This is a genomic window from Escherichia sp. MOD1-EC6098, from assembly GCF_002965865.1.
GTDB lineage: Bacteria > Pseudomonadota > Gammaproteobacteria > Enterobacterales > Enterobacteriaceae > Escherichia > Escherichia marmotae.
This window is the reverse complement of the sequence record NZ_PTSN01000001.1, coordinates 429,736-450,332: the sequence shown is the minus strand read 5'-3', so window position 1 is coordinate 450,332 and position 20,597 is coordinate 429,736. Positions and strand designations below refer to the sequence as shown.

Annotated in this window: 22 protein-coding genes and 1 pseudogene; 11 read left to right on the top strand and 12 right to left on the bottom strand. The window is 45.7% G+C overall.

The genetic code is table 11. From position 1 onward, the window contains the following. Complete coding sequence (locus tag C0K55_RS02105) at positions 1 to 852, top strand: hypothetical protein (protein ID WP_000723561.1); 852 nt, start codon at positions 1 to 3, stop codon at positions 850 to 852. A gap of 29 nt (positions 853 to 881) precedes the next feature. Here C0K55_RS02105 and C0K55_RS02100 read toward each other — a convergent pair whose 3' ends face one another. The 4 genes from C0K55_RS02100 to C0K55_RS02085 form a co-directional block, all read right to left on the bottom strand. Beyond that, complete coding sequence (locus C0K55_RS02100; RefSeq protein ID WP_000708858.1) at positions 882 to 1,043, bottom strand: hypothetical protein; 162 nt, start codon at positions 1,041 to 1,043, stop codon at positions 882 to 884. Positions 1,044 to 1,135: 92 nt separating this feature from the next. Then, positions 1,136 to 1,891 carry a hypothetical protein gene (locus C0K55_RS02095; protein ID WP_236108758.1) on the bottom strand — a complete coding sequence of 252 codons (756 nt, stop codon included), beginning with the start codon at positions 1,889 to 1,891 and terminating at the stop codon, positions 1,136 to 1,138. Between the two features lie 110 nt (positions 1,892 to 2,001). After that, positions 2,002 to 2,211, bottom strand: a complete 210-nt coding sequence (locus C0K55_RS02090) for a hypothetical protein (protein WP_000508164.1) — start codon at positions 2,209 to 2,211, stop codon at positions 2,002 to 2,004. A 107-nt stretch (positions 2,212 to 2,318) separates the two neighbouring features. Then, positions 2,319 to 3,014, bottom strand: coding sequence for a BRO-N domain-containing protein (locus C0K55_RS02085; protein ID WP_000127505.1), 696 nt, complete (start codon positions 3,012 to 3,014; stop codon positions 2,319 to 2,321). Positions 3,015 to 3,411: 397 nt separating this feature from the next. On the opposite strand from C0K55_RS02085, the gene C0K55_RS02075 reads away from it, so the two are divergent. Further along, entirely contained in the window at positions 3,412 to 4,140 is a 729-nt protein-coding gene (locus C0K55_RS02075; protein WP_105266601.1) for a hypothetical protein, read from the top strand. A gap of 22 nt (positions 4,141 to 4,162) precedes the next feature. On the opposite strand, the gene C0K55_RS02070 is transcribed toward C0K55_RS02075, so the two are convergent. Continuing rightward, on the bottom strand, positions 4,163 to 4,420 hold the full coding sequence (locus C0K55_RS02070) for a hypothetical protein (protein WP_001188252.1): 258 nt from the start codon (positions 4,418 to 4,420) through the stop codon (positions 4,163 to 4,165). A 195-nt stretch (positions 4,421 to 4,615) separates the two neighbouring features. On the opposite strand from C0K55_RS02070, the gene C0K55_RS26435 reads away from it, so the two are divergent. The 6 genes and pseudogenes from C0K55_RS26435 to C0K55_RS02040 all read left to right on the top strand — a co-directional run bounded on the left by C0K55_RS26435 (position 4,616) and on the right by C0K55_RS02040 (position 9,715). Continuing rightward, the gene (locus C0K55_RS26435; RefSeq protein ID WP_236942223.1) at positions 4,616 to 7,357 is read left to right on the top strand and encodes a glycosyl hydrolase family 28-related protein; all 2,742 of its coding nucleotides are present in this window, start codon (positions 4,616 to 4,618) and stop codon (positions 7,355 to 7,357) included. A gap of 41 nt (positions 7,358 to 7,398) precedes the next feature. Further along, positions 7,399 to 7,683 (top strand): hypothetical protein, encoded by a 285-nt coding sequence (locus C0K55_RS02060; protein WP_172955674.1) that lies wholly within the window; start codon positions 7,399 to 7,401, stop codon positions 7,681 to 7,683. A 220-nt stretch (positions 7,684 to 7,903) separates the two neighbouring features. Continuing rightward, positions 7,904 to 8,308 carry a putative holin gene (locus C0K55_RS02055; RefSeq protein ID WP_001275999.1) on the top strand — a complete coding sequence of 135 codons (405 nt, stop codon included), beginning with the start codon at positions 7,904 to 7,906 and terminating at the stop codon, positions 8,306 to 8,308. Next, a pseudogene (locus C0K55_RS02050) lies at positions 8,295 to 8,602 on the top strand (phage holin family protein). The gene C0K55_RS02055 and the pseudogene C0K55_RS02050 overlap by 14 nt, the downstream one beginning before the upstream one ends. After that, positions 8,592 to 9,221, top strand: coding sequence for a glycoside hydrolase family 19 protein (locus C0K55_RS02045; protein WP_105266599.1), 630 nt, complete (start codon positions 8,592 to 8,594; stop codon positions 9,219 to 9,221). The pseudogene C0K55_RS02050 and the gene C0K55_RS02045 overlap by 11 nt, the downstream one beginning before the upstream one ends. Next, complete coding sequence (locus C0K55_RS02040; RefSeq protein WP_087598100.1) at positions 9,218 to 9,715, top strand: DUF2514 family protein; 498 nt, start codon at positions 9,218 to 9,220, stop codon at positions 9,713 to 9,715. The genes C0K55_RS02045 and C0K55_RS02040 overlap by 4 nt, the downstream gene beginning before the upstream one ends. Positions 9,716 to 9,967: 252 nt before the next feature. Here C0K55_RS02040 and C0K55_RS02035 read toward each other — a convergent pair whose 3' ends face one another. From C0K55_RS02035 to C0K55_RS02025, 3 genes are all read right to left on the bottom strand, one after another. Then, positions 9,968 to 10,510 (bottom strand): DUF5384 family protein, encoded by a 543-nt coding sequence (locus C0K55_RS02035; RefSeq protein WP_000755156.1) that lies wholly within the window; start codon positions 10,508 to 10,510, stop codon positions 9,968 to 9,970. A gap of 15 nt (positions 10,511 to 10,525) precedes the next feature. Next, positions 10,526 to 11,044, bottom strand: coding sequence for a glycine zipper 2TM domain-containing protein (locus C0K55_RS02030; protein WP_010378956.1), 519 nt, complete (start codon positions 11,042 to 11,044; stop codon positions 10,526 to 10,528). A gap of 310 nt (positions 11,045 to 11,354) precedes the next feature. Beyond that, complete coding sequence (locus tag C0K55_RS02025; protein WP_000076002.1) at positions 11,355 to 11,546, bottom strand: YfgG family protein; 192 nt, start codon at positions 11,544 to 11,546, stop codon at positions 11,355 to 11,357. Between the two features lie 17 nt (positions 11,547 to 11,563). Between C0K55_RS02025 and C0K55_RS26170 the strand changes: the two genes are divergently transcribed. Beyond that, on the top strand, positions 11,564 to 11,716 hold the full coding sequence (locus C0K55_RS26170) for a hypothetical protein (protein ID WP_000019728.1): 153 nt from the start codon (positions 11,564 to 11,566) through the stop codon (positions 11,714 to 11,716). A gap of 180 nt (positions 11,717 to 11,896) precedes the next feature. Next, positions 11,897 to 14,140 (top strand): bifunctional diguanylate cyclase/phosphodiesterase, encoded by a 2,244-nt coding sequence (locus tag C0K55_RS02015; RefSeq protein WP_105266975.1) that lies wholly within the window; start codon positions 11,897 to 11,899, stop codon positions 14,138 to 14,140. A 44-nt stretch (positions 14,141 to 14,184) separates the two neighbouring features. Here C0K55_RS02015 and ppx read toward each other — a convergent pair whose 3' ends face one another. The 4 genes from ppx to purM all read right to left on the bottom strand — a co-directional run bounded on the left by ppx (position 14,185) and on the right by purM (position 19,644). Continuing rightward, positions 14,185 to 15,726 carry an exopolyphosphatase gene (gene ppx / locus C0K55_RS02010; RefSeq protein ID WP_001121375.1) on the bottom strand — a complete coding sequence of 514 codons (1,542 nt, stop codon included), beginning with the start codon at positions 15,724 to 15,726 and terminating at the stop codon, positions 14,185 to 14,187. A gap of 4 nt (positions 15,727 to 15,730) precedes the next feature. Continuing rightward, a complete protein-coding gene (gene ppk1, locus C0K55_RS02005; protein WP_001516868.1) occupies positions 15,731 to 17,797 on the bottom strand; it encodes a polyphosphate kinase 1 in 2,067 nt (688 codons plus the stop codon). A 171-nt stretch (positions 17,798 to 17,968) separates the two neighbouring features. Further along, the gene (gene purN, locus C0K55_RS02000) at positions 17,969 to 18,607 is read right to left on the bottom strand and encodes a phosphoribosylglycinamide formyltransferase (RefSeq protein ID WP_016262252.1); all 639 of its coding nucleotides are present in this window, start codon (positions 18,605 to 18,607) and stop codon (positions 17,969 to 17,971) included. Then, complete coding sequence (gene purM, locus C0K55_RS01995) at positions 18,607 to 19,644, bottom strand: phosphoribosylformylglycinamidine cyclo-ligase (protein WP_001516867.1); 1,038 nt, start codon at positions 19,642 to 19,644, stop codon at positions 18,607 to 18,609. Before purM ends, purN begins: the two co-directional genes overlap by 1 nt. Positions 19,645 to 19,968: 324 nt before the next feature. On the opposite strand from purM, the gene upp reads away from it, so the two are divergent. Continuing rightward, positions 19,969 to 20,595 (top strand): uracil phosphoribosyltransferase, encoded by a 627-nt coding sequence (gene upp, locus C0K55_RS01990; RefSeq protein WP_001295473.1) that lies wholly within the window; start codon positions 19,969 to 19,971, stop codon positions 20,593 to 20,595. The last annotated feature ends 2 nt before the right edge of the window (positions 20,596 to 20,597 follow it).

Here is a 20,597-nt window from a genome sequence, read left to right as displayed (position 1 = left end):
ATGAAAAAAATAAATTTGTTTTTTGGCATAGTGCTTTCAATAGTCTCTGTAAATCCTACAGCTGCCAGTTCATTGCAATGCAATAAGGATAACTTTGATGCATGCAAAACGTGTGAACAATTATCAAAGGCTATCGACTTAAAAGAACCTAATCGTGGCGATTACTATAGAGGGGCTTTATGGAATGGGCTTTACGCCTCTTATGTAATTAATTGCCCTGTGGTTGCTGAGAAGTTACTGAGCCATGGTGCTATACCATCATATGGCGGATATATGGGGTCTATGGGGGCGGTTCTGACAGGAAAATGGCCTCATAACAATGAATCAATAAATCTTTCATGGGCAGATTTGCTTATAAAACATGGATTTGATGTTAATAGGCATACGGGGAATTATAAATCAGCTACTGAAGTATGGGCTATAGATAAAAAACAGATTGAATATAAGTCAGTTTTTGACAAGTTAATTCAATCCAGCGAAGTAAAACCACTCGATCCTTCAAGAAATTTAGAATGGTGTGCGTCTGAAGGGTATCGCTCAGTTGTCGTTTATTCCCTTAACTCATGTATAGAAAATGCTATAAAACGTTTGGATGATGGTGTTTCTTCAGCGTCTGATATTTCATCAGCAGCCGTAAATTCCTGTACTAGCGATGTAGAAAATTTCAATAAGCATTTGGCATGCAAAGCAGCTGTTAAAGAAAACTCTGATAAAGAGAGAAGCAACGTTTACCAGTTATTAACCAGTGATAGTCAAATGAATAAAAATGTTATTGATATGCTGAAGGAAAGAAATATTGAAACGGTTCTTGAATTTAGAGCTGAAAATCGATCAGCGAAAACTGCACAGTGATCAAACAGGACGCTTTCGCGGCCTTGTTTTTAACGGATGCCACCGCCGCCCGGGCGGGAATCCGCAGAACGCCCACCGCAGCGGGAGCCGTCAGCAGCAGTATCGCTGTCGTGCTGACAACGACCGGCAAAGGCCTGAGTTGAAGCTACCAGAGACAACAAAACGAACAGTGCAGCAAATGCTTTTTTCATTGTGAAATTTCCATCTATAAGCCATCTCAATGTGGCGTCAATGAGTGTAGCACTGACTTTTGTTTCGTCCACAAAAAAGCCCGCGGCGCGGGCTATTCTTTTTTGCTATTTCTTTGATATATATTTCTTCCATTTTTGGTAACACGAATAACGTGCCCCCTGGATTCTACTTTGTTATTTGTTGCTTTATATACTTCAAAATCAAACCATGATATATAACTTATTTCGTCAATAGACACCATGATCTCAAGTCCTGGCACTTTCTTTCTGCTAATTCCTCTTATTGCTGCAGTCCGCTTGACCTGTATTTCTCCTGGATAAGCATTAGTGAATGTGACAGATAAGTTTTCTTTGTTCCTGTATCCTGACATTAAAGGAACAAAAGATATGTGCTGATGCGGACCCTGATTTTCCGTTGGTTCACCAGAACCATTTATTATTCCAACATACACTTTGTTTGATGATAAAGTAATCAGCATTGGTCGTTTAGGATCCGATTCAATAGCATCAAGCAATAGTAAGTCTAAAGAACCCTGCGAGTAAGTTTTTCGCAGTACTCTGGCCTTCATTGCCTCTGTTTTTTGCTCGTAAATATCACGTTTATAAAAACAACCAAGAAGAAAATCTTTCACCCACACAACAGACACATAACACAAAGAGAAGCAAATGGATGTGGCTGAGAGAAGAAGCAGCCACATGTAAATTCTATCTGTTTCTGGTTTTGATGTTACATTAAAAGTTTCCACCATATCGTGAACTAGGTGAAAATCAGGCCATTTATATTTTATAGCGGCTGCAATTATTACTGATGCAACAAGGCAATATGTACCTAGTGCCGCTACTTTCATATAAAGAAGCTGGCCTTCGTGTCGGTATAAACGGAAATAATGATACTGGTTAGCGGTTATCATAATATAACCGCTAACCAGGATTGGGATAATTAGAAGAGCTAGCAACACTACTTCCTTACAGTGGCAAGATCCTGTTTAACAATTGCAGCAGCGAGACGACGCATCTCCTTAACCTCAGGAAGCTCAGAAATTTGCTGTGATGAGATATATACTCCACCACGCTTGTTAACCTGCGCTGACGCCGGAACTTCTGCATTTTTTGCCTGAGGGCTGGGTGCATTATCCCTCGTTTTTGTACGAGCGAACCAAAATCCCATATCTCCTCCTCATGTAAACACATGGTTTACCTTTAAGGTAATATTACGCGAATCTACATCACATCGCCAATGATTATTTTAAAGGCACATCCCTGTGCCGCCGCCCGTCAGAAGAACCCAGCCTTGTCGTTGATGTACTCCGCATGCGTCTGGATATCACGCAGGCATTTACTCACACCGACGATGTAGCAGAACATGGTGGTCAGCTCCGCCGCCGCGCCCGATACATCATGCCCGTCTTCCTGTAACTGGTTCAGCAGATTCATCAGCAGTGAGTTCTCCGTCAGGCCGAGAACACCAGACGGCGAGTGAATCAGACTGCGGTATCCTGGCTTCAGCGGGGCGCTGTAGGTTTTGTTCTCTATCTTCATCGCCTGCATTACTGCTGACGCCGTGGCGTTGGCAACCTGGTCGGCAACCATCTTTATGCGTTCTTCCTGCGGGAGCGAGTTTTTAATGTAACTTCCGGTGCGGCGGATCTGAGGAAGAACCTCACCTGTAACCCATTTACGAAAGCGGTAGGGGATAGTGCCTGGTGTCACCGCATCGCGGCAGCGGAGGATCAGTGTGTAGAGGCCTGACTCGGAGATAATGATCGATTCTTGCTCACCGCCAGGGGTGTCGGTTGAAGCGACGCCCTTCTCATCATCATCAAGTTTTCGAACAGCATCTCGATGGTTTGCTATGCCTATAGCCCGACAAACATCTGAAGCGATAAACCATGGCTCACCATTAATGACGATTACCCGTATATCGGCTTGGGATTCGAAAGAAAAAATGGACGTGCTTTTTGTAGCTGTCATAGTGGTTACCTTTTAGTCTGGTTAATCACCACTACCGACGCCAATCGGTTGGTGGTGAACTGTGCAGGGTTGGCGTAACCGGCTAAAAGGACCCGGCGCACCTTTCGGTGCCCCCACACAGCCCACCATAATACGAATGTGGCCGTGCTATACGCATAAAAAAACCGCTTGCGCGGTGAATGCGCCTTTTAGTAATCCGGGACGCCAATCCCGGCACTGGATTTTGCCAGTGCCCGATTACTATGGCACAAGAGGAGTGCGATGTAAATTTACCGCAAAGGTAATGATAAACGCGAATAAATATTAAAATCAACCGTATTTGGTTGGTTGCGTTTAATGCTTGATCACCTGAAAGCAAGATATTACCTTTAAGGTAATGTTATTGTGAGGAAAAGCAATGGAAGTTTTCTGGATAGTTGTTGGTGTGGTTACGGTGATTATTTACGTTATCAACCAGAACAAGACTAAGATCTCTGATCGTACGGTCGTTAATCATAACAAAACGATAAAGACCGAAGATGGGGAGATAACGATTAATCGTACACAGGTGATAGAACACACCTCTACTCAGTTTCAAAAAACTGGAGGTAATGCGCCTAATATTTCCGCACCTCCTGCTTATGATAGTGCGGTAATCCAGACATATTATAAACAGCAGGAGTTAGCAAAAGAGAGGCAACTGATTCAGCCAAAGCCGTTTACAGCTGAGCTTCCACCTGGAGTGTCAACGCGTCCGGCATATCATGGAAGATTCCCTGGTGATGACATATCGTCTCAGTCATTTAAAAAAGCACCTCAGGCAGTATCAGAGCCAGCAAGAATATCTTCTGTATCGCCGCCAAAAGAAGAATCAGCTAACAGAGTTTCAAGCGGTAGCAAGCAGTGCTTGCGATGCAGAATAAACCTTCCATATGAAAAATTCAGGAAATCGTCAAAAAATCCAGATGGATTGACTAAGTGGTGTGCAAGGTGTCTCGATGGCCCAAAGAATACACGTCATATGAAGTGGTGCCCAATTTGTAATGTCCGCAGAAAACGAACCAGCTTTTACCCTAATAATCAAAATGCGGACGGCTTAATGGCATGGTGCAAAACGTGCTGGGACGAGCACAAAGCGAAACGATAGGCCGCTCTTGCGGCCTTTAAATTTACCGGGTTTGTTTTCGTAATTGTTCGGCACAATAGTCGAGATGTGTTTGCAGATCCTGCATAGACATCTGTGAGCTGGTGACGTAGTTAATCAGTGCAGTCAGTTCGGCAAGTGGGCCATCGACATTAAATCCATCCTTATCGAGATCCCGGAGTAATTTCATCAAGTGCGATCCCTCCACCAGTGATCTGACGCCTCCCGGCGTGTGAATCCTTTCGGTAAATCCGTCTTCCAGTGGATAGTGATACTGCTGCATCTTATCTTCTCCATGCAATAACTGTATATTTATACAGTAGCAAATAATTTGTTTGCTATCCAGCACGTTTTGCAAATTACCTGAAAGGTAATATCTATTCGTATTTACAGTCTTTCTATCCATATGTGGTTTTTCAGGTAATAGAATAACCAGATATGCGGCGCAACGGGTGCTGCGACTATCTGGAGATTTAACATGACGGTCTCAACCGAAGTTGACCACAACGAATACACAGGTAACGGCGTTACGACATCGTTTCCGTATACTTTTCGAATTTTCAGAAAATCAGACCTGGTTGTTCAGGTGTCTGACCTGAACGGGAACGTAACAGAATTGGTTCTGGATACCGGTTATACGGTAACTGGGGCGGGCACTTATAGTGGCGGTTCTGTGGTTCTTCCGTCTCCGCTTGCTGCTGGATGGCGAATTACGATAGATCGTGTGCTTGATGTAGTGCAGGAGACAGACCTTCGCAATCAGGGAAAATTTTTCCCCGAAGTGCATGAGGATGCCTTTGACTATCTGACGATGCTGATCCAGCAATGTTTTGGGTGGTTCAGACGTGCATTGATGAAGCCCTCTCTGCTTGCAAAATATTACGATGCAAAACAAAACAGAATTTCTAACCTTGCAGATCCATCACTTGAGCAGGATGCTGTAAATAATCGCTCAATGCGTAATTATGTCGATGCTGCAATCGCCGGAGTTGTTGGTGGTTTTGGTTTGTTTATTCAGTATGGTTCTGGAGCAGTATACAGAACGTTCCAGGATAAGATGCGGGATATCGTCAATGTTCGCGATTTTGGTGCAAAAGGGGATGGCATTACTGACGATACAGACGCAATAACAAATGCCATCATTTACTGCGCATCTAACGGAAAGCGTTTGGAATGGACAGCAGGAAAGTACCTGTTTTCACAAATAGATATTTCCATTCCATATGGTTGCTTCGATTGGGTGGCATCAGGAAAGGTTGAATTGCTCTGCACAAATAATGTTGTAGGATATGAAGGTTCAGCAATAAAGCTTGGTGGAATTGCAAGTACTAAATTGCATAATTTCATAACGAGAGATATATCATTGGGCGAAAAGACTGTGACTCTTGATGATGTGTCTGATATTTCTGTCGGAGATTTGCTTGTTATTCGTAATAACCACCTTGTTCGTGGAGATAACCGAGGAAGTTGGCAGGAAGGGCAAATTGTTGAAGTCGTTTCACTTAGTGGAAATAATGTGACATTAGATCAGGATGCATATTATTACTACCGTTCAGGAGGGAATATTACAGTTACAGTTACTGGCGCATCTAGTGGGCAATCATTTACATCTACAAATTTCTCAGTGACATCACCACCTCGTGATGCACTCTATAAAATTCTTGGATTAACGGGAGATAATGCTGGTATAACCAAAATGGTTACAGCATATGATGATGACACAAAAACATTTACTATTGGTAGTAATGCTGACACTGGATTCCCAAATAAACCTGCTGCAGGAGATACATTTCGTTTGGTTAGGCAAGCTGAGGCCTGGGCTGTCTATCCTGCTACATTTAATATTTCTGGAGATTTTCATGTTGGGACGATACACGGGTTAGTTACCAATGCAACTAGCGGACAAAAAGCTTATGATGGGGTTGTCTTCGAATATTGCGTAAACGGTATTGCCAGTTTCGCTAGTGTGGAAAATTTCCCGAATGCTGGGATTACCTTGTTAGGCTGCTTAAGATGCACTGTTCGTGATACATCTCTGTATGGAATCAATAGAGTTTTCAATGGTGATGGTGGTACAGGTAATGCTGTTTCTGTTTCCAATAGCAGTTACTGCACTGTGGACAATATCAATGCATCTTGTTGTAGGCGTGGTGTTGATATTGGAGGGAGTAACTGGAGTTCTCTCTACAATAATGTAACCAACATTACAATGCGTGGTGGCGGAACTGGTTATACTGGTGGGATTATATTTCCATCGGAAGGATGGACTGAATTTTCCTATGGGTTTGGTAGTCATGGTGGTGCCGCAGAGTCTAAATATAAAGACAATGTGGCAGTTGACTGTTTTTATGGCGCAACTATACGTGGTTTTAATGAGATAGTATCTGGTTGCGAGATTAGAGGATTTAGCAACCTTCCGATTCGTTTGTATTATGGTAGCGGAATTACTATTACCGATACTCACTATATTGATGGCTTTAGCGAAACAACCGAATCAAGCAATAAATGGTGGAAAGCAACAAATGCTGTTAATCGGAAGCTTCGTCCTAGTAATTTCATTTTTATTACTCAAACATATACTCTTGAAACACCAACAATTATTAAAGGTTGTTCGGCAAAATCTACCACCAGAGAGTTCGTCGTTGTCCAAACTAATACTGTTGCGCCAGATAAGATTGATGGCGTTCTTATAAGTGATTGCACTGTATATATAGATAACTCTGACGCCTCATCAGGCAGTACTGATGCATATATGTTAAGGATTAATGGTGGACCATCTCTTGGTGATAACTTTGGCTTTGGTGGTGGAAATCAGATGATTCTTGTTGGCACCAATAACACTGTATCATCAGGAAAGTTATTCCATGCATCTGGTTCATGTGAGGGGGCGATACGTAAAAGTGAATACGTATGGGAAATGTGGGTTAAGGCACATACAAGTCAATCCATCCCACTTAGTAAAAGCGCATTATCTTATTGTGTGGATGTTATAAATAATGGGAACCCTAATTTCTTTGCAGGTGTAGGAATGATATTGAGGCCAGGGCATTCGACTGATGAATCTCCGCTTGGTAATTACAATAAAACAAACGTGGTGGTGACATCTGCAGATGAAGAAGTTTCTACCAAAATTGGGATGTCAATTGTAGGCGGTAGGTTATATCTCAATAATGGCACTGAAACTGATATCACAGCAACGATCAGGATTTGTGCTGTGTAAGCAGAATATGGTTTATTCATGAAGGTGTTATGATGAATAATATTGACTATTCTCCTTTTGTCCATGCTATTGCATCAATAATTGTGCAATGTTTCTTCGGAATAATAACAGGAAACTGGGCTTACGGTGCGATAGCCGGTTGTACGTTCTTCATTGCGCGTGAACACACCCAGGCAGAATATCGCTGGATAGAAAAGTTTGGGAAAGGGAAACGTATCAACATGCCATGGTGGGGAGGTTTTGACCCACGCGTGTGGGATGTGGGAAGTCTGTTGGATTTTGCTGTTCCTGTCATTTTTTGTTTTTGTATTTATTTCTCTATTTGATCGCTACCGCGCCATTTGATGGCGCGGTATTCAACCCGATCTCCATAGTTTGAATCATTTCTGTACTGTTGTTTCTTCAGTGTTATGTAAAAGGTGAGCCTTATTATCGGCATGAAAACAGGGGATTGACGATGTTGAAGTAACAAAAAACCATAAATGGTTTATCATGCATAATGCTTTACTGTTCAGGAGGTAGTTATGCATATAAACGGTGGAAAACATGTCAGCTCAACTAACCAGTGAAACTTTAAATCAGTGGCTTAGCATGAGTTCTCTGGCGGCGGTGATAGCAGGAGTTCCTCCTGAGGTTGCTTTGGGGGCTTTGGCTGGAGCGGTAATTTTTGTTACCTCTGCGGTAGAGTATCCCATTCGTCGTCGTGTACTCTTGTCGATGCTTAGCTTTCTCTGCGGCCTTCTTTTTTATAAACCAGCAGCATCAATTCTTATCGGCATAGCCAGCCTGATCCCTACTATCACGCAGGACTCTTTTGAAAAAGGGATTGTTTTCTCTGCTGGCGCATTCGTGTCAGCAATTGTTGCTGTGCGTATTGGTATATGGCTCTACCACCGTTCCGATAATCCACGCGAGTTAATTCCGGGGAGAAAAGACGATGGTAACGCATGAGTTTTTTTTGCTTATCACCAATGCAGTTATTTGTACTGGCATAGCAATTCGTGTTGTCACATTCCGGCGTAACGGATCTCAACATCGAAGATGGGGGGGTGGCTTGCTTATTTCCTGATTGTTGCTGCGGCCAGTATTCCGGTTCGTGTTGCCTATGCAATCTGGTTCCGCACGCCAATGGCTGTGGATTTATCTGAGGTCATTATCAACGCTGTCATGCTCGCTGCGGTTATTAAAACGCGCGGTAACGTCGTTCAAATTTTTAAAGTATCGAGGTCTAAACATGGAGATTAAACAATTCCAGCGAGCTGCTGGTATTAGCGAGGCGCTGGCCGCACGCTGGTTCTCGCATATAACTTCTGCGATGAAAGAGTTTGGTATCAGCAAACCAGAAGATCAGGCAATGTTTATTGCTCAGGTCGGGCATGAGTCTGGAGGTTTCACCCGGTTGCAGGAAAATTTCAACTACAGCGTCAGCGGACTGGCTAACTTTGTTCGGGCTGGGCGTCTCACTCAGGGACAGGCCAACGCATTGGGGCGACGCGCAGGCGAACCACCATTGCCACCTGAGCGCCAGAGAGCGATTGCCAATCTGGTGTACAGCAAACGCATGGGTAACAATGCTCCTGGCGATGGCTGGAACTACCGTGGGCGCGGACTTATCCAGATTACCGGTTTGAATAACTATCGTGACTGTGGAAACGGTCTTAAGGTTGACCTGCTGGAGAGTCCTGAACTGCTTGCGCAGGACGAATACGCGGCTCGTAGCGCGGCGTGGTTCTTCTCCAGCAAAGGCTGCATGAAGTATACCGGAGATATTGCACGTGTAACTCTGCTTATCAATGGTGGCCGGAACGGCATTGATGACCGGCGCGCGCGATACATCACTGCCAGTAAGGTGCTGGCGTTATGATCTGGGCATTCGCAAAAGCATACTGGAAACAGTTGGTTATCATGGCGATGCTTGCTGTTCTGGTCATATCAGGAGTTGTAGCCTGGAATGCACACGGCATTCGTCAGTACGACGCCGGGTATGCGCAGGCACAGGAAGATCAGAAACAGGCTGATGATAAGGCCAGGTCACAACGTGATCAGGAGAAAACACAAATTGAACGTGAAGCACAATCCCGTATCGATGTGGCGCGTGTTGATGCTGAGCATGCTAATGCCGCTGCTGACAGCCTGCGCGCCGAGCTTGACAAAACCAAGCGACTCGCCGAACACTATACCGGATCTTTCCCCACTGGCACGCCAGCCAGCAAGGTCATCGGTGTGCTCGCCGACATGCTTGAAGAAAGCAACCGAGTTTACAACGCAACAGCAGCTGAGGCTGAAAAGTATCGGATTGCAGGAGAATCCTGCGAACAGCAATACGATTCACTGAAGAAGCAAAAATCGTGGCACTGATTTCCGGTGACGGTATATAAAACGGTACGGTGAAAATCAGGTTTCAGAAAGTTGTTATCAGTCAAATGGTTATGTGTGTCGTAAATAATTTAGTGGGAATAAACCCGAACACTAAATGCTGAGGTTTTCTATTCGTACGAGGCTTCAGCATATTTTGGTAACAAAACCCTCTGTTCATCCACTGGAGGTTTTTTTATGCAATTAAAAAGCCCATAATCCTCACGAATTACAGGCCTGGTAGTGGAAAGACGATTAATTAAACCAACTGTCTGATTTATTCTCTTCTGCTTTACCCACGCTTTTCATCAAATCACGACCACCTTCAGTCATATTCCTGTTAGCGTCAGCTTCAGATTGTACAACATCGGTTTGCGCTGCTTTGTGTTTCAGTTCCTGATCGATAAATTCGTTCTCACGCTTAACGCGCGCTTCTTCTTTTGCCAGCGCCAGTTTTTGCTTCTGAATCTCTAAGTTGCGCAGCTCATCTTCATAACTTTGATCGCGCTTTTTATCCGCAGTGAATTCGGCGTCCCGTTTATCCTGGCGAGCTTTTTTATCCGCTGCTGCTGCTGCCGCTCTTTTATTCGCTGCGGCCTGAGCGTTTGCGCGCCGTTGCTTCTCTTGCTGGATTTCCCTGTTGCGCTCCGCAACCCATTCGTCATGCTGCCTTTGTTCTTCATTTTTGCCTTGCTGTTCAGCTTCTGCGACCGCAGAGAGTTGATCCTGTAATGAAGAGGCGAAAGCCGGGCTACTAACAGCAGCTAATATGGCGGCGCAAAGAAAAACTTTCTTCATGAGTCCTCCTGATAGTTAGCTCTTTTCAGGACATTTTGTATTTGGCTGAATACGCGTTTCGTTATAAGTGGTGGTAATAACAACGGCTAAACCCGTTGTGAACTGGCATTCTTTACCCACCTGGGTGGAGGTGTACACTTTGGTGCCTTCCTTATAAGTTAAAGAGACACCTTCCACTAAGGTTTTATCATTCACCATAGTACCCGCTGCCGCGCCTACAGCTCCGCCACCAACTGCACCAGCCGTTGTTCCGGAGTTACTACCAGATCCAACGTTATGGCCGATAACGCCGCCTGCGACAGCGCCAATAAGTGCGCCAAAGGCTTGCGCATTCCGTTTATTTTGTGAGTTATCTACGGCAACTTTTGCGGGAAGAATGGAGATAATATTAACGGTTTTAGTTTCTTGCTTTGTATTCAGTTGATCGGTTTGATAGACATCGGCGGCATGGTCGTCAGCATTTGACTGGCATCCTGCCAGGGTGAATGACGCTAAAATTGCCACAGGCAGAAAACATTTTTTAAATTTCATCACTATTCCTTGTTGTACACATTACGAAAAATAAGACATTTAAGATCATCAAAAGAAGAAAGTAAATGTATTGCGGATAAAGGAATAGATTTAATTTATTAAAATTCACCAGAATAATAAATTAATAAAAAATATAATTGAAATATATATATTAATTTAATGTTTATTCCGTCCTTAGGCAAGATGATCGTCAGTCAGGGCAAAGAGGCGAGATTTAAGGTGAAAGAATGCTTGCCGCTTTGATAACAACAAAGAGCAACAGCATCTGACAACATTGAGCCGTCTTGTTCAGGAAGGATGACGAAGGTAACCGCTAACGTTGTACCGATGATTCGATAGAGAGTGTGGATTGTTGAGCTTCTTTTTTGCTCTGATGATGCTGCCAGGCACTGACGGACGAGTAGATAAAGCGGCCAAAGAAGAAGATAAAGCTAATGAGTAGTACGATACGGGTCATACGACTGTTAAATCGGTGTCGTTTTCGCATACTGGTTGCCTGACTCACAAAAGGTTCCTTGAAGTATGTCCCACTCAGGAGACGGTACTTACATTAAGGCACATCAGGAAAAAATGGTCAATTCTTCGTTATGTAAAAAAGCGTCAGTGGATACATATTTTAATGTTATGGAAATTAATTTAATTATTTACAGTGCTGATGTAATAATGATGAATTAACATAATAAACGTAATAATTCATTAATCAGGGTTATTTTGTTTGATATATATCAATTGGAACTTTCATATGACACTTAGAATCAATGTCCTCTATAGCGATGAGTAATCATCTTTCGAAGTCAGGTGGGATGCCTGTCTGAATACACCCCTTCAGGATGTGGGGGATTCTGCTGAGCATCTATGAAACTGAATGCAACTTATATAAAAATACGTGATAAATGGTGGGGGCTTCCGCTGATCCTGCCTTCTTTAATTTTACCTGTTTTCGCACAAATAAATACTTTCGCGCATATTTCCTCTGGTGAAGTATTTCTCTTTTATCTGCCCCTGGCTCTGATGATCAGCATGATGATGTTTTTTGGCTGGGCAGCATTACCGGGTATAGCATTAGGCATTTTTGTTCGTAAGTATGCGGAGCTTGGCCTTTACGAAACGCTTTCGTTAACGGCTAATTTTATTATCATTATTATTATTTGTTGGGGCGGTTACAGGGTCTTTACTCCCCGGCGTAACAACGTTTCACATGGCGATACCCGCTTAATTTCCCAGCGAATTTTTTGGCAGATTTTTTTTCCTGCAACGTTGTTCCTGGTGCTTTTCCAGTTTGCGGCGTTTGTAGGATTACTGGCGAGCAAAGAAAATCTGGTAGGCGTCATGCCTTTTAACCTTGGAACCTTAATCAATTATCAGGCCCTGCTGGTCGGTAATCTTATCGGTGTCCCGCTGTGCTATTTCATCATTCGGGTGGTGCGAAATCCACTTTATTTACGTAGCTATTATTCGCAGTTAAAACAGCAGGTTGACAGAAAAGTGACCAAAAAAGAATTTGCGATCTGGTTACTGGCTTTAGGTACGTTGCTGTTGCTGTTATGTATGCCGTTAAATGAAAAAAGCACAATTTTTAGCACCAACTATACGTTATCGTTATTGTTGCCGCTGATGATGTGGGGAGCAATGCGCTACGGCTATAAGTTTATATCGCTGCTCTGGGCGGTAGTGCTGATGATCAGTATTCACTGCTATCAGAATTACATTCCCCTTTATCCAGGATATACCACGCAACTGACCATAACTTCCTCCAGTTATTTAGTTTTTTCTTTTATTGTCAATTATATGGCTGTACTGGCAACCCGTCAGCGAGCGGTGGTCAGACGCATTCAACGGCTTGCCTATGTGGACCCGGTTGTTCATCTGCCAAATATTAGCGCCCTGAACCGCGCGCTGCGCGATGCACCCTGGTCCGTGCTATGTTATTTACGCATCCCAGGCATGGAAATGCTGGTAAAGAACTATGGCATCATGCTACGCATTCAATATAAACAAAAAATTTCACACTGGCTGACATCATTGTTGGAGCCGGGCGAATCTGTTTATCAGCTTTCCGGCAACGACCTTGCGTTACGACTGAATACAGAATCACACCAGGAGCGCATTACCGCGCTGGATAACCATCTGAAGCAGTTTCGTTTCTTTTGGGATGGAATACCGTTACAACCTCAGATTGGCGTTAGTTATTGCTATGTCCGCTCACCGGTTAATCATATATACCTGCTGCTCGGGGAGTTAAATACGGTTGCCGAACTTTCCATCGTGACCAATACCCCGGAAAATATGCAACGTCGTGGGGCAATGTATTTACAACGGGAATTAAAAGACAAAGTGGCGATGATGAATCGGCTACAGCAGGCGCTTGAGCATAACCAGTTTTGCCTGATGGCCCAGCCGATTACTGGGGTGCGTGGTGATGTCTATCATGAAATTCTGCTGCGCATGAAAGGAGAGAACGATGAACTCATCAATCCTGACAATTTCTTACCGGTTGCGCATGAATTTGGCTTATCGTCCAGCATCGACATGTGGGTCATCGAACATACACTGCAATTTATGGCGGAAAATAGAGAAAAAATGCCTGCCCGCCGATTTGCTATTAACCTGTCGCCAACTTCCGTTTGTCAGGCGCATTTTCCTTTGAACGTCAGTCATTTTTTAGCTAAATATCAAATAGAAGCGTGGCAGCTTATTTTTGAGGTAACAGAAAGTAATATCCTGACCAATGTTAAACAGGCACAGAATACGTTGCAGCATCTTCAGGAGTTAGGATGCCAAATTGCAATTGATGATTTTGGCACCGGCTATGCCAGTTATGCGCGGCTAAAAAATGTGAATGCTAATTTATTAAAAATTGATGGCAGCTTCATACGCAATATTGTCTCGAATAGTCTGGATTACCAGATAGTGGCGTCAATTTGTCATCTGGCGCGAATGAAGAAAATGCAAGTGGTTGCGGAATATGTTGAAAATGAAGAGATTCGCCAGGCGGTTCATTCTTTGGGTATTGATTACCTGCAAGGCTTTTTGATTGGTGAACCGCAACTGTTAGTGGATATGCTGGATGAAAGAGAACCTGTCCGGGAAAGCGCGTAATTTATTGGGGCCGACATAACATGTTGGCCCGTTTTCATTTCATCTTAAGCCGCGATTTCAGGCGTGCTTTCTTCTTCAATTTTTAACCGCCAGCCAGCCACGCCTTCCCAGTATTCTTGCTCTTTTTCCAGATCAAGCAGAACCAGCGCGTTCTGGCTAAACCAGTCATGCGGAAAACGCAGAGTCCAGTGGCTGTCATCGGTAATCAGCGTTAATGTCGGTGGGGTAGTGGTTGCCTGACGTTGGTTGTTTAGCAATACGCCAAGGCGCAATAGCTGGATTAAGGGCAGAAACTGCTTCTTCTTAAACAGCGTAAAGCGCGGCAGATCGTCGAGCTTAATCGCTTTACGGTGATAGCGTACCAGCGTCGCCATCATCAATTGTTGTTCCTGATTAAAACCCGGTAAGTCGCTGTTTTGCAGGATATAGGCCGAATGGCGATGCAATCCGCTATGGTTGATATTTAACCCGACCTCATGCAGCATGGCGGCCCAGCGTAGCAAGGCTTCCAGTTGCGGATGCGCCAGCTTCGGTTGTTGTTCCCGCCACTGTTCGTACATCTGCATGGTGGTTTCCAGCACCCGCCGTGCCTGTTCACTGTCAATGTGATACTGGTTGGCGAGGCTGCTGGCGGTACGACTACGTACATCCTGATGGCGAAAACGGCCTTCCATTTCATAAAGTACGCCTTCGCGTAGCGCACCGTCAGAAAGCCGCAGTTCACGGATAGCTAAGGCATCAAACACACCGCATAAAATTGCCAGTCCAGGGACAAATACGGTTTTCCGTTCTTCGGAAAGGCCCGGTAAACTAAGCGATGCAAAATTACGATGGCGTAAAACTTCTTTCACCAGTTTTTCGAGACGTTCCGGGGTAATAATCCCGTCTTTCTCGCCCATTTCCATCAACACTTCATGGGCGGCTTTAATGGTGCCGGAAGCGCCCATTGCCACGTTCCAGCCCTGAATCCGGAATTGCCAGGTTAAGGTTTCCAGTTTTTGCGCCGCTGCCATGCGTGCGCGCTGAAAATTCTCTTTATTGATGACGCCACCCTGGAAATAAAGCTGGGCAAAGCTGACGCAACCCATTCGGCGGCTTTCCACGAGAATGGGTTCAAAATTTTCGCCAATCACCAGTTCCGTTGAGCCGCCGCCAATATCAATAACCAGCTTGCGGCCTTTTTCCGGTTGGGTATGCTCCACGCCCATAAAAATCAGACGTGCTTCTTCATTACCGGAGATAATTTCAATCGGGTAGGGGATAACCTTTTCTGCTCGCTTCAGAAAGTCAGTGGCATTCAGCGCCTGACGTAGCGTATGGGTCCCAACAATACAGACGCTGGAAGGAGAAAATCCTTGCAGGCGTTCGGCAAACAGCGACAGGCAGTTTAAGCCGCGCGTCATTGCTTCTTCACTCAACATATTATCTGGCCCCAGACCGTCCGCCAGATGCACACGCTGTTTCAGGCGACCAATAATCTGCATTGCGCCATCCACCACACGGGCAATGACCATGTGGAAACTGTTTGAACCAAGGTCGACCGCAGCAAACTCCTGTGGACGAGGGGATTTGTCGTGTATTGGCATAGGGTTATTCAGATTGTTCGAGTGATTTGATGTAGTCGTAAATCGCCAACTGCGCCCGTACTTTGCGGCGGTTACCGCGGGGAACGTAGCGATTACTGAGTTCTTTATCGATATAACGCGCTTTGACTGTATCGCTGAACAGAATTTCGATGATGTCCAGTACCCGCTGCTTCAGCCGTGGGTCGAGCAGTGGCGTTGCCACTTCAATACGATAATCAATATTGCGTGTCATCCAGTCGGCGGAGGACAGGTAAACCTTTTTATCGCCGCCATTTTCAAAAATATAAACCCGGTCATGTTCCAAGTAACGATCGACAATGCTGATAGCACGGATGTTATCGCTAATGCCTTCCAGATTAGGGATCAGTGAACACATCCCGCGCACCAGCAGATTCACCGGCACGCCGGAGCTGGAGGCCGCATACAGACGATCAACCAGACCTTTATCGACCAGGTTATTCAATTTCAGGGTAATACCGCTGGGTAGCCCTTGTTGAGCGTTGGCGATCTCGCGGTCTACCATTTCATACAGCAGGCGACGAGAGTTTTGCGGTGACACCATTAAATAATCGAATGTCACGGGACGGTATGGATTTTCAATAAAATTGAACACTCGCCGTACTTCGTTGGTGATACGCGCATCGGCAGTCAGCAGCGAGTAGTCGGTATAAAGGCGCGCCGTTTTTTCGTTAAAGTTCCCGGTTCCGATATGCGCATAACGCACAACTTCGCCGTTTTCTTTACGCGAAATCAGGAATAATTTGGCGTGAATCTTCAGTCCCGGGGCAGAGAAGATCACATGTACTCCCGCTTCGGTAAGCCGCTTCGCCCAATGAATGTTAGCTTCTTCGTCGAAACGTGCCTGTAACTCAACCACCACGGTGACTTTCTTACCGTTGTGCGCGGCGTGGATCATCGAGTCGATGATGCGCGAATCTTTCGCCACGCGGTAAATGTTAATTTTAATCGCCAGTACGCTTGGGTCGAACGAGGCCTGGCGTAGCAGTTCCAGCACGTGCTCAAAAGTGTGATAAGGATAATAGAGCAGCACATCGTGTTCGCGAATGGCGTCAAAACCGTTGCGGAACTGGGCTTTATCAAACCATATATGGCGTAAACGCGGCAGTGGTTTGTTCACCAGATTGGCTTTGCCGACATTGGGGAAATTAATAAAGTCTTTAAAATTGTGATAACGGCCGCCGGGTACGATGGAGTCGTAGCGGGAGATAGTCAGTTTCTCACGCAACACTTCAACCAGCGCACTGGGCATATCGCGTTGATAAACAAAACGTACCGGTTCTGCGGTTAAGCGCTGCTTCAGGCTGGAAGACATCAACTCCATCAGGCTGGCTTCCATCTCGTGCACTAAATCGTATTCGGCATCGCGGGTCATCTTCATCGAATAGGCATTCAGCGCGTCGTAATCAAAGAAGCCTTTGAAAATATCATCAAGGCAGTAACGCAGAATGTTATCCAACAGAATCATTGGCTTGCGTCGACGCGGTGCTTCCGGCGGTAAATTCACAAAGCGCGGCACTTTATCTGATGGGATCTCCAGCAGCGCGTAACGGATGGTATCGCCACGGATAATTTCCACTGCCAGATAGGTGTAATCATCTTTCAGGAACTGCACTAAATCAGTGTCAGCATTGATTAAAATCGGCGTAATGTGCTGACGCAGATACTGCTTAAAGTAATGACGCAGCCAGTTTTGTTGATTGACGGAGAGCTGGCGTTCATTAATCAGGAAGATCTGGTTACGCGCCATCTCCAGCAGCAGTTCGTTGTAGAGACCGTCGAATTCCTGATCGGCTTTCAGCACGCGGGACTGAATTTTGCCCAGTAAATGGCGGGAATGAGAGTTAGAACCTTGTTCTTCGCTAATAATGATGCGTCGCTTCAGTTCAGCGAAGCGGACTTTATAGAACTCATCAAGGTTATTGGAATAGATCCCAAGGAAACGCATCCTTTCAATCAGCGGGTTAGATTTGTCCGCCGCTTCCTGAAGCACGCGTTCATTGAACGATAACCAACTGAGCTCTTTTTCGATGTATAGCTTTTCCTGACCCATTACCACTTTTACTCCGTTTTATTCACGGGACACTGCCTGGATATTATGGCGAGCAATATTGGCAGATGTCCAACTATGCCAGAAAAGGGGGAAAAAAACTGCTGGAGCTTGCGATTTACAAGGGAATTGAAAAGCGCCAACGGTAGAGCTGACGCTTTAACTACGGGGGCATTACTCGTCGGCGGCGTAACCCTGCGGCGGCAGGCGTTGACCATCCAGCCACGCGGCGTTTTCGTGCATCTTCAGACGCCCATCGGCAAACCAGCTAATTACCAGTGGGTAAATAGCGTGTTCCTGGGTTTGCACGCGGGCGATGATTTCATCTTCCGTATCACCTGCAAATACCGGGACTTTTGCCTGTAAAACAATCGGTCCGCCGTCCAGTTCATCGGTGACGAAATGCACCGATGTGCCGTGTTCCTCATCACCATTTTCCAGCGCCTGGCGATGGGTATGCAAACCGGGATATTTTGGTAGCAGGGAAGGGTGAATGTTCAACAAACGCCCGGTGTAGTGAGAAACAAACGTCGGGCTGAGAATGCGCATAAAACCGGCCAGCACGACCACGTCGGGTGCGTACATGTCGATTTCGTGAATCAACTCCCGGTCATAGGCTTCACGACTGTCAAACGCGCTGGCGATGAGCGTATGTGTTGCAATACCGGCTTTGCGGGCGCGTTCAAGGCCGAACGCGTCGGCCTTATTGCTGAAAACTGCCCGTAGGGTGCCTTTAATTTTGTTGGTTTTGCAGGCGTCAATAATTGCCTGCAAATTACTTCCGTTGCCGGAAATAAGCACCACAATATTCATTATTCGATAACCACGCGTTGTTCGGAATCAGAGGCTTTGATGATACCGATTTTCCACGCGTTTTCACCGTTGTCATTGAGCAGGGCGAGAGCTTTGTCCACTTCCGGAGCCGGCAGGGCGATAATCATCCCGACGCCGCAGTTGAAGGTGCGATACATTTCATGGCGGCTGACATTGCCTGCCGTTTGCAGCCAGTTGAATACTTCCGGCCATTGCCAGGAGGATTCATCAATCACTGCCTGGGTATTTTCCGGCAATACGCGCGGAATATTTTCCCAAAAGCCGCCACCGGTCAGATGCGCAATGGCGTGCACATCCACTTTTTCGATCAACTCCAGTACCGATTTCACATAAATACGGGTTGGGGCCAGCAGATGATCGGCTAATGGTTTGCCGTCGAGTTCAGTGGTTTGCGGATCGCAGCCACTGACTTCAAGAATTTTGCGTACCAGCGAATAGCCGTTCGAGTGCGGGCCGCTGGAGCCGAGAGCAATCAGCACATCGCCGTCGCTGACTTTCGAACCGTCGATGATTTCTGATTTTTCTACCACCCCAACACAGAAACCAGCTACGTCATAATCTTCGCCGTGATACATCCCCGGCATCTCTGCCGTTTCGCCACCCACTAGCGAGCAGCCCGATTGCAGACACCCTTCCGCGATGCCGCTGATCACCGATGAGGCAGTATCAACATCCAGTTTTCCGGTTGCGTAATAGTCGAGGAAAAACAGCGGTTCAGCGCCTTGCACCACCAGGTCGTTAACGCACATGGCGACCAGATCGATACCGATAGTGTCGTGACGTTTTAAGTCCATCGCCAGACGCAGCTTGGTGCCTACGCCGTCAGTGCCGGAAACCAACACGGGTTCGCGATATTTTTGCGGCAGCGCACACAACGCACCGAAGCCGCCCAGACCGCCCATCACTTCCGGGCGACGCGTTTTCTTCACTACGCCTTTGATTCTTCCAACCAGAGCATTACCCGCGTCAATATCAACACCGGCATCTTTGTAGCTAAGAGAGGTTTTATCGGTCACTGCTTGGGTCCCCACGCGTTACTTGCGGTAGAAAAATAAAATTCGGCGCAATTCTAACAGGGAAAGCAAACGTTTGCGAGACTGCTTTACACAACCTTTTTTCCCCCCTTTTTGCTGAGCGAGAGGTGAAAAAATGCGCGAGCAGAGGCAACGAATGATTTATTGCCAGGATAATTATCTTTTTTAACCATTTGAATGTTAAATGTATTTATCTAAATTTTCTATGGGTTTGACTAAAATCAACGAAAATAATATTGCCGCCTTGAAGAAAGGCGGTATAATCCGTCGATTTTTTTTGTGGCTGCCCCTCAAAGGAGAAAGAGTATGAAGATCGTGGAAGTCAAACACCCACTCGTCAAACACAAGCTGGGACTGATGCGTGAGCAAGATATCAGCACCAAGCGCTTTCGCGAACTCGCTTCCGAAGTGGGTAGCCTGCTGACTTACGAAGCGACCGCTGACCTCGAAACTGAAAAAGTAACCATCGAAGGCTGGAACGGCCCGGTGGAAATCGACCAAATTAAAGGTAAAAAAATTACCGTAGTGCCGATTCTGCGTGCCGGTCTGGGGATGATGGACGGCGTTCTGGAAAACGTTCCAAGTGCGCGTATCAGCGTAGTCGGTATGTACCGTAATGAAGAAACACTGGAGCCGGTGCCGTACTTCCAGAAACTGGTGTCTAACATCGATGAGCGTATGGCGCTGATCGTTGACCCAATGCTGGCAACCGGTGGTTCAGTTATCGCCACCATTGACCTACTGAAAAAAGCAGGTTGCAGCAGCATTAAAGTGTTGGTGCTGGTGGCAGCTCCAGAAGGCATCGCTGCGCTGGAAAAAGCGCACCCGGACGTTGAGCTTTATACCGCATCGATTGACCAAGGGCTGAATGAGCACGGATACATTATTCCGGGTCTCGGTGATGCCGGTGACAAAATCTTTGGTACAAAATAAAG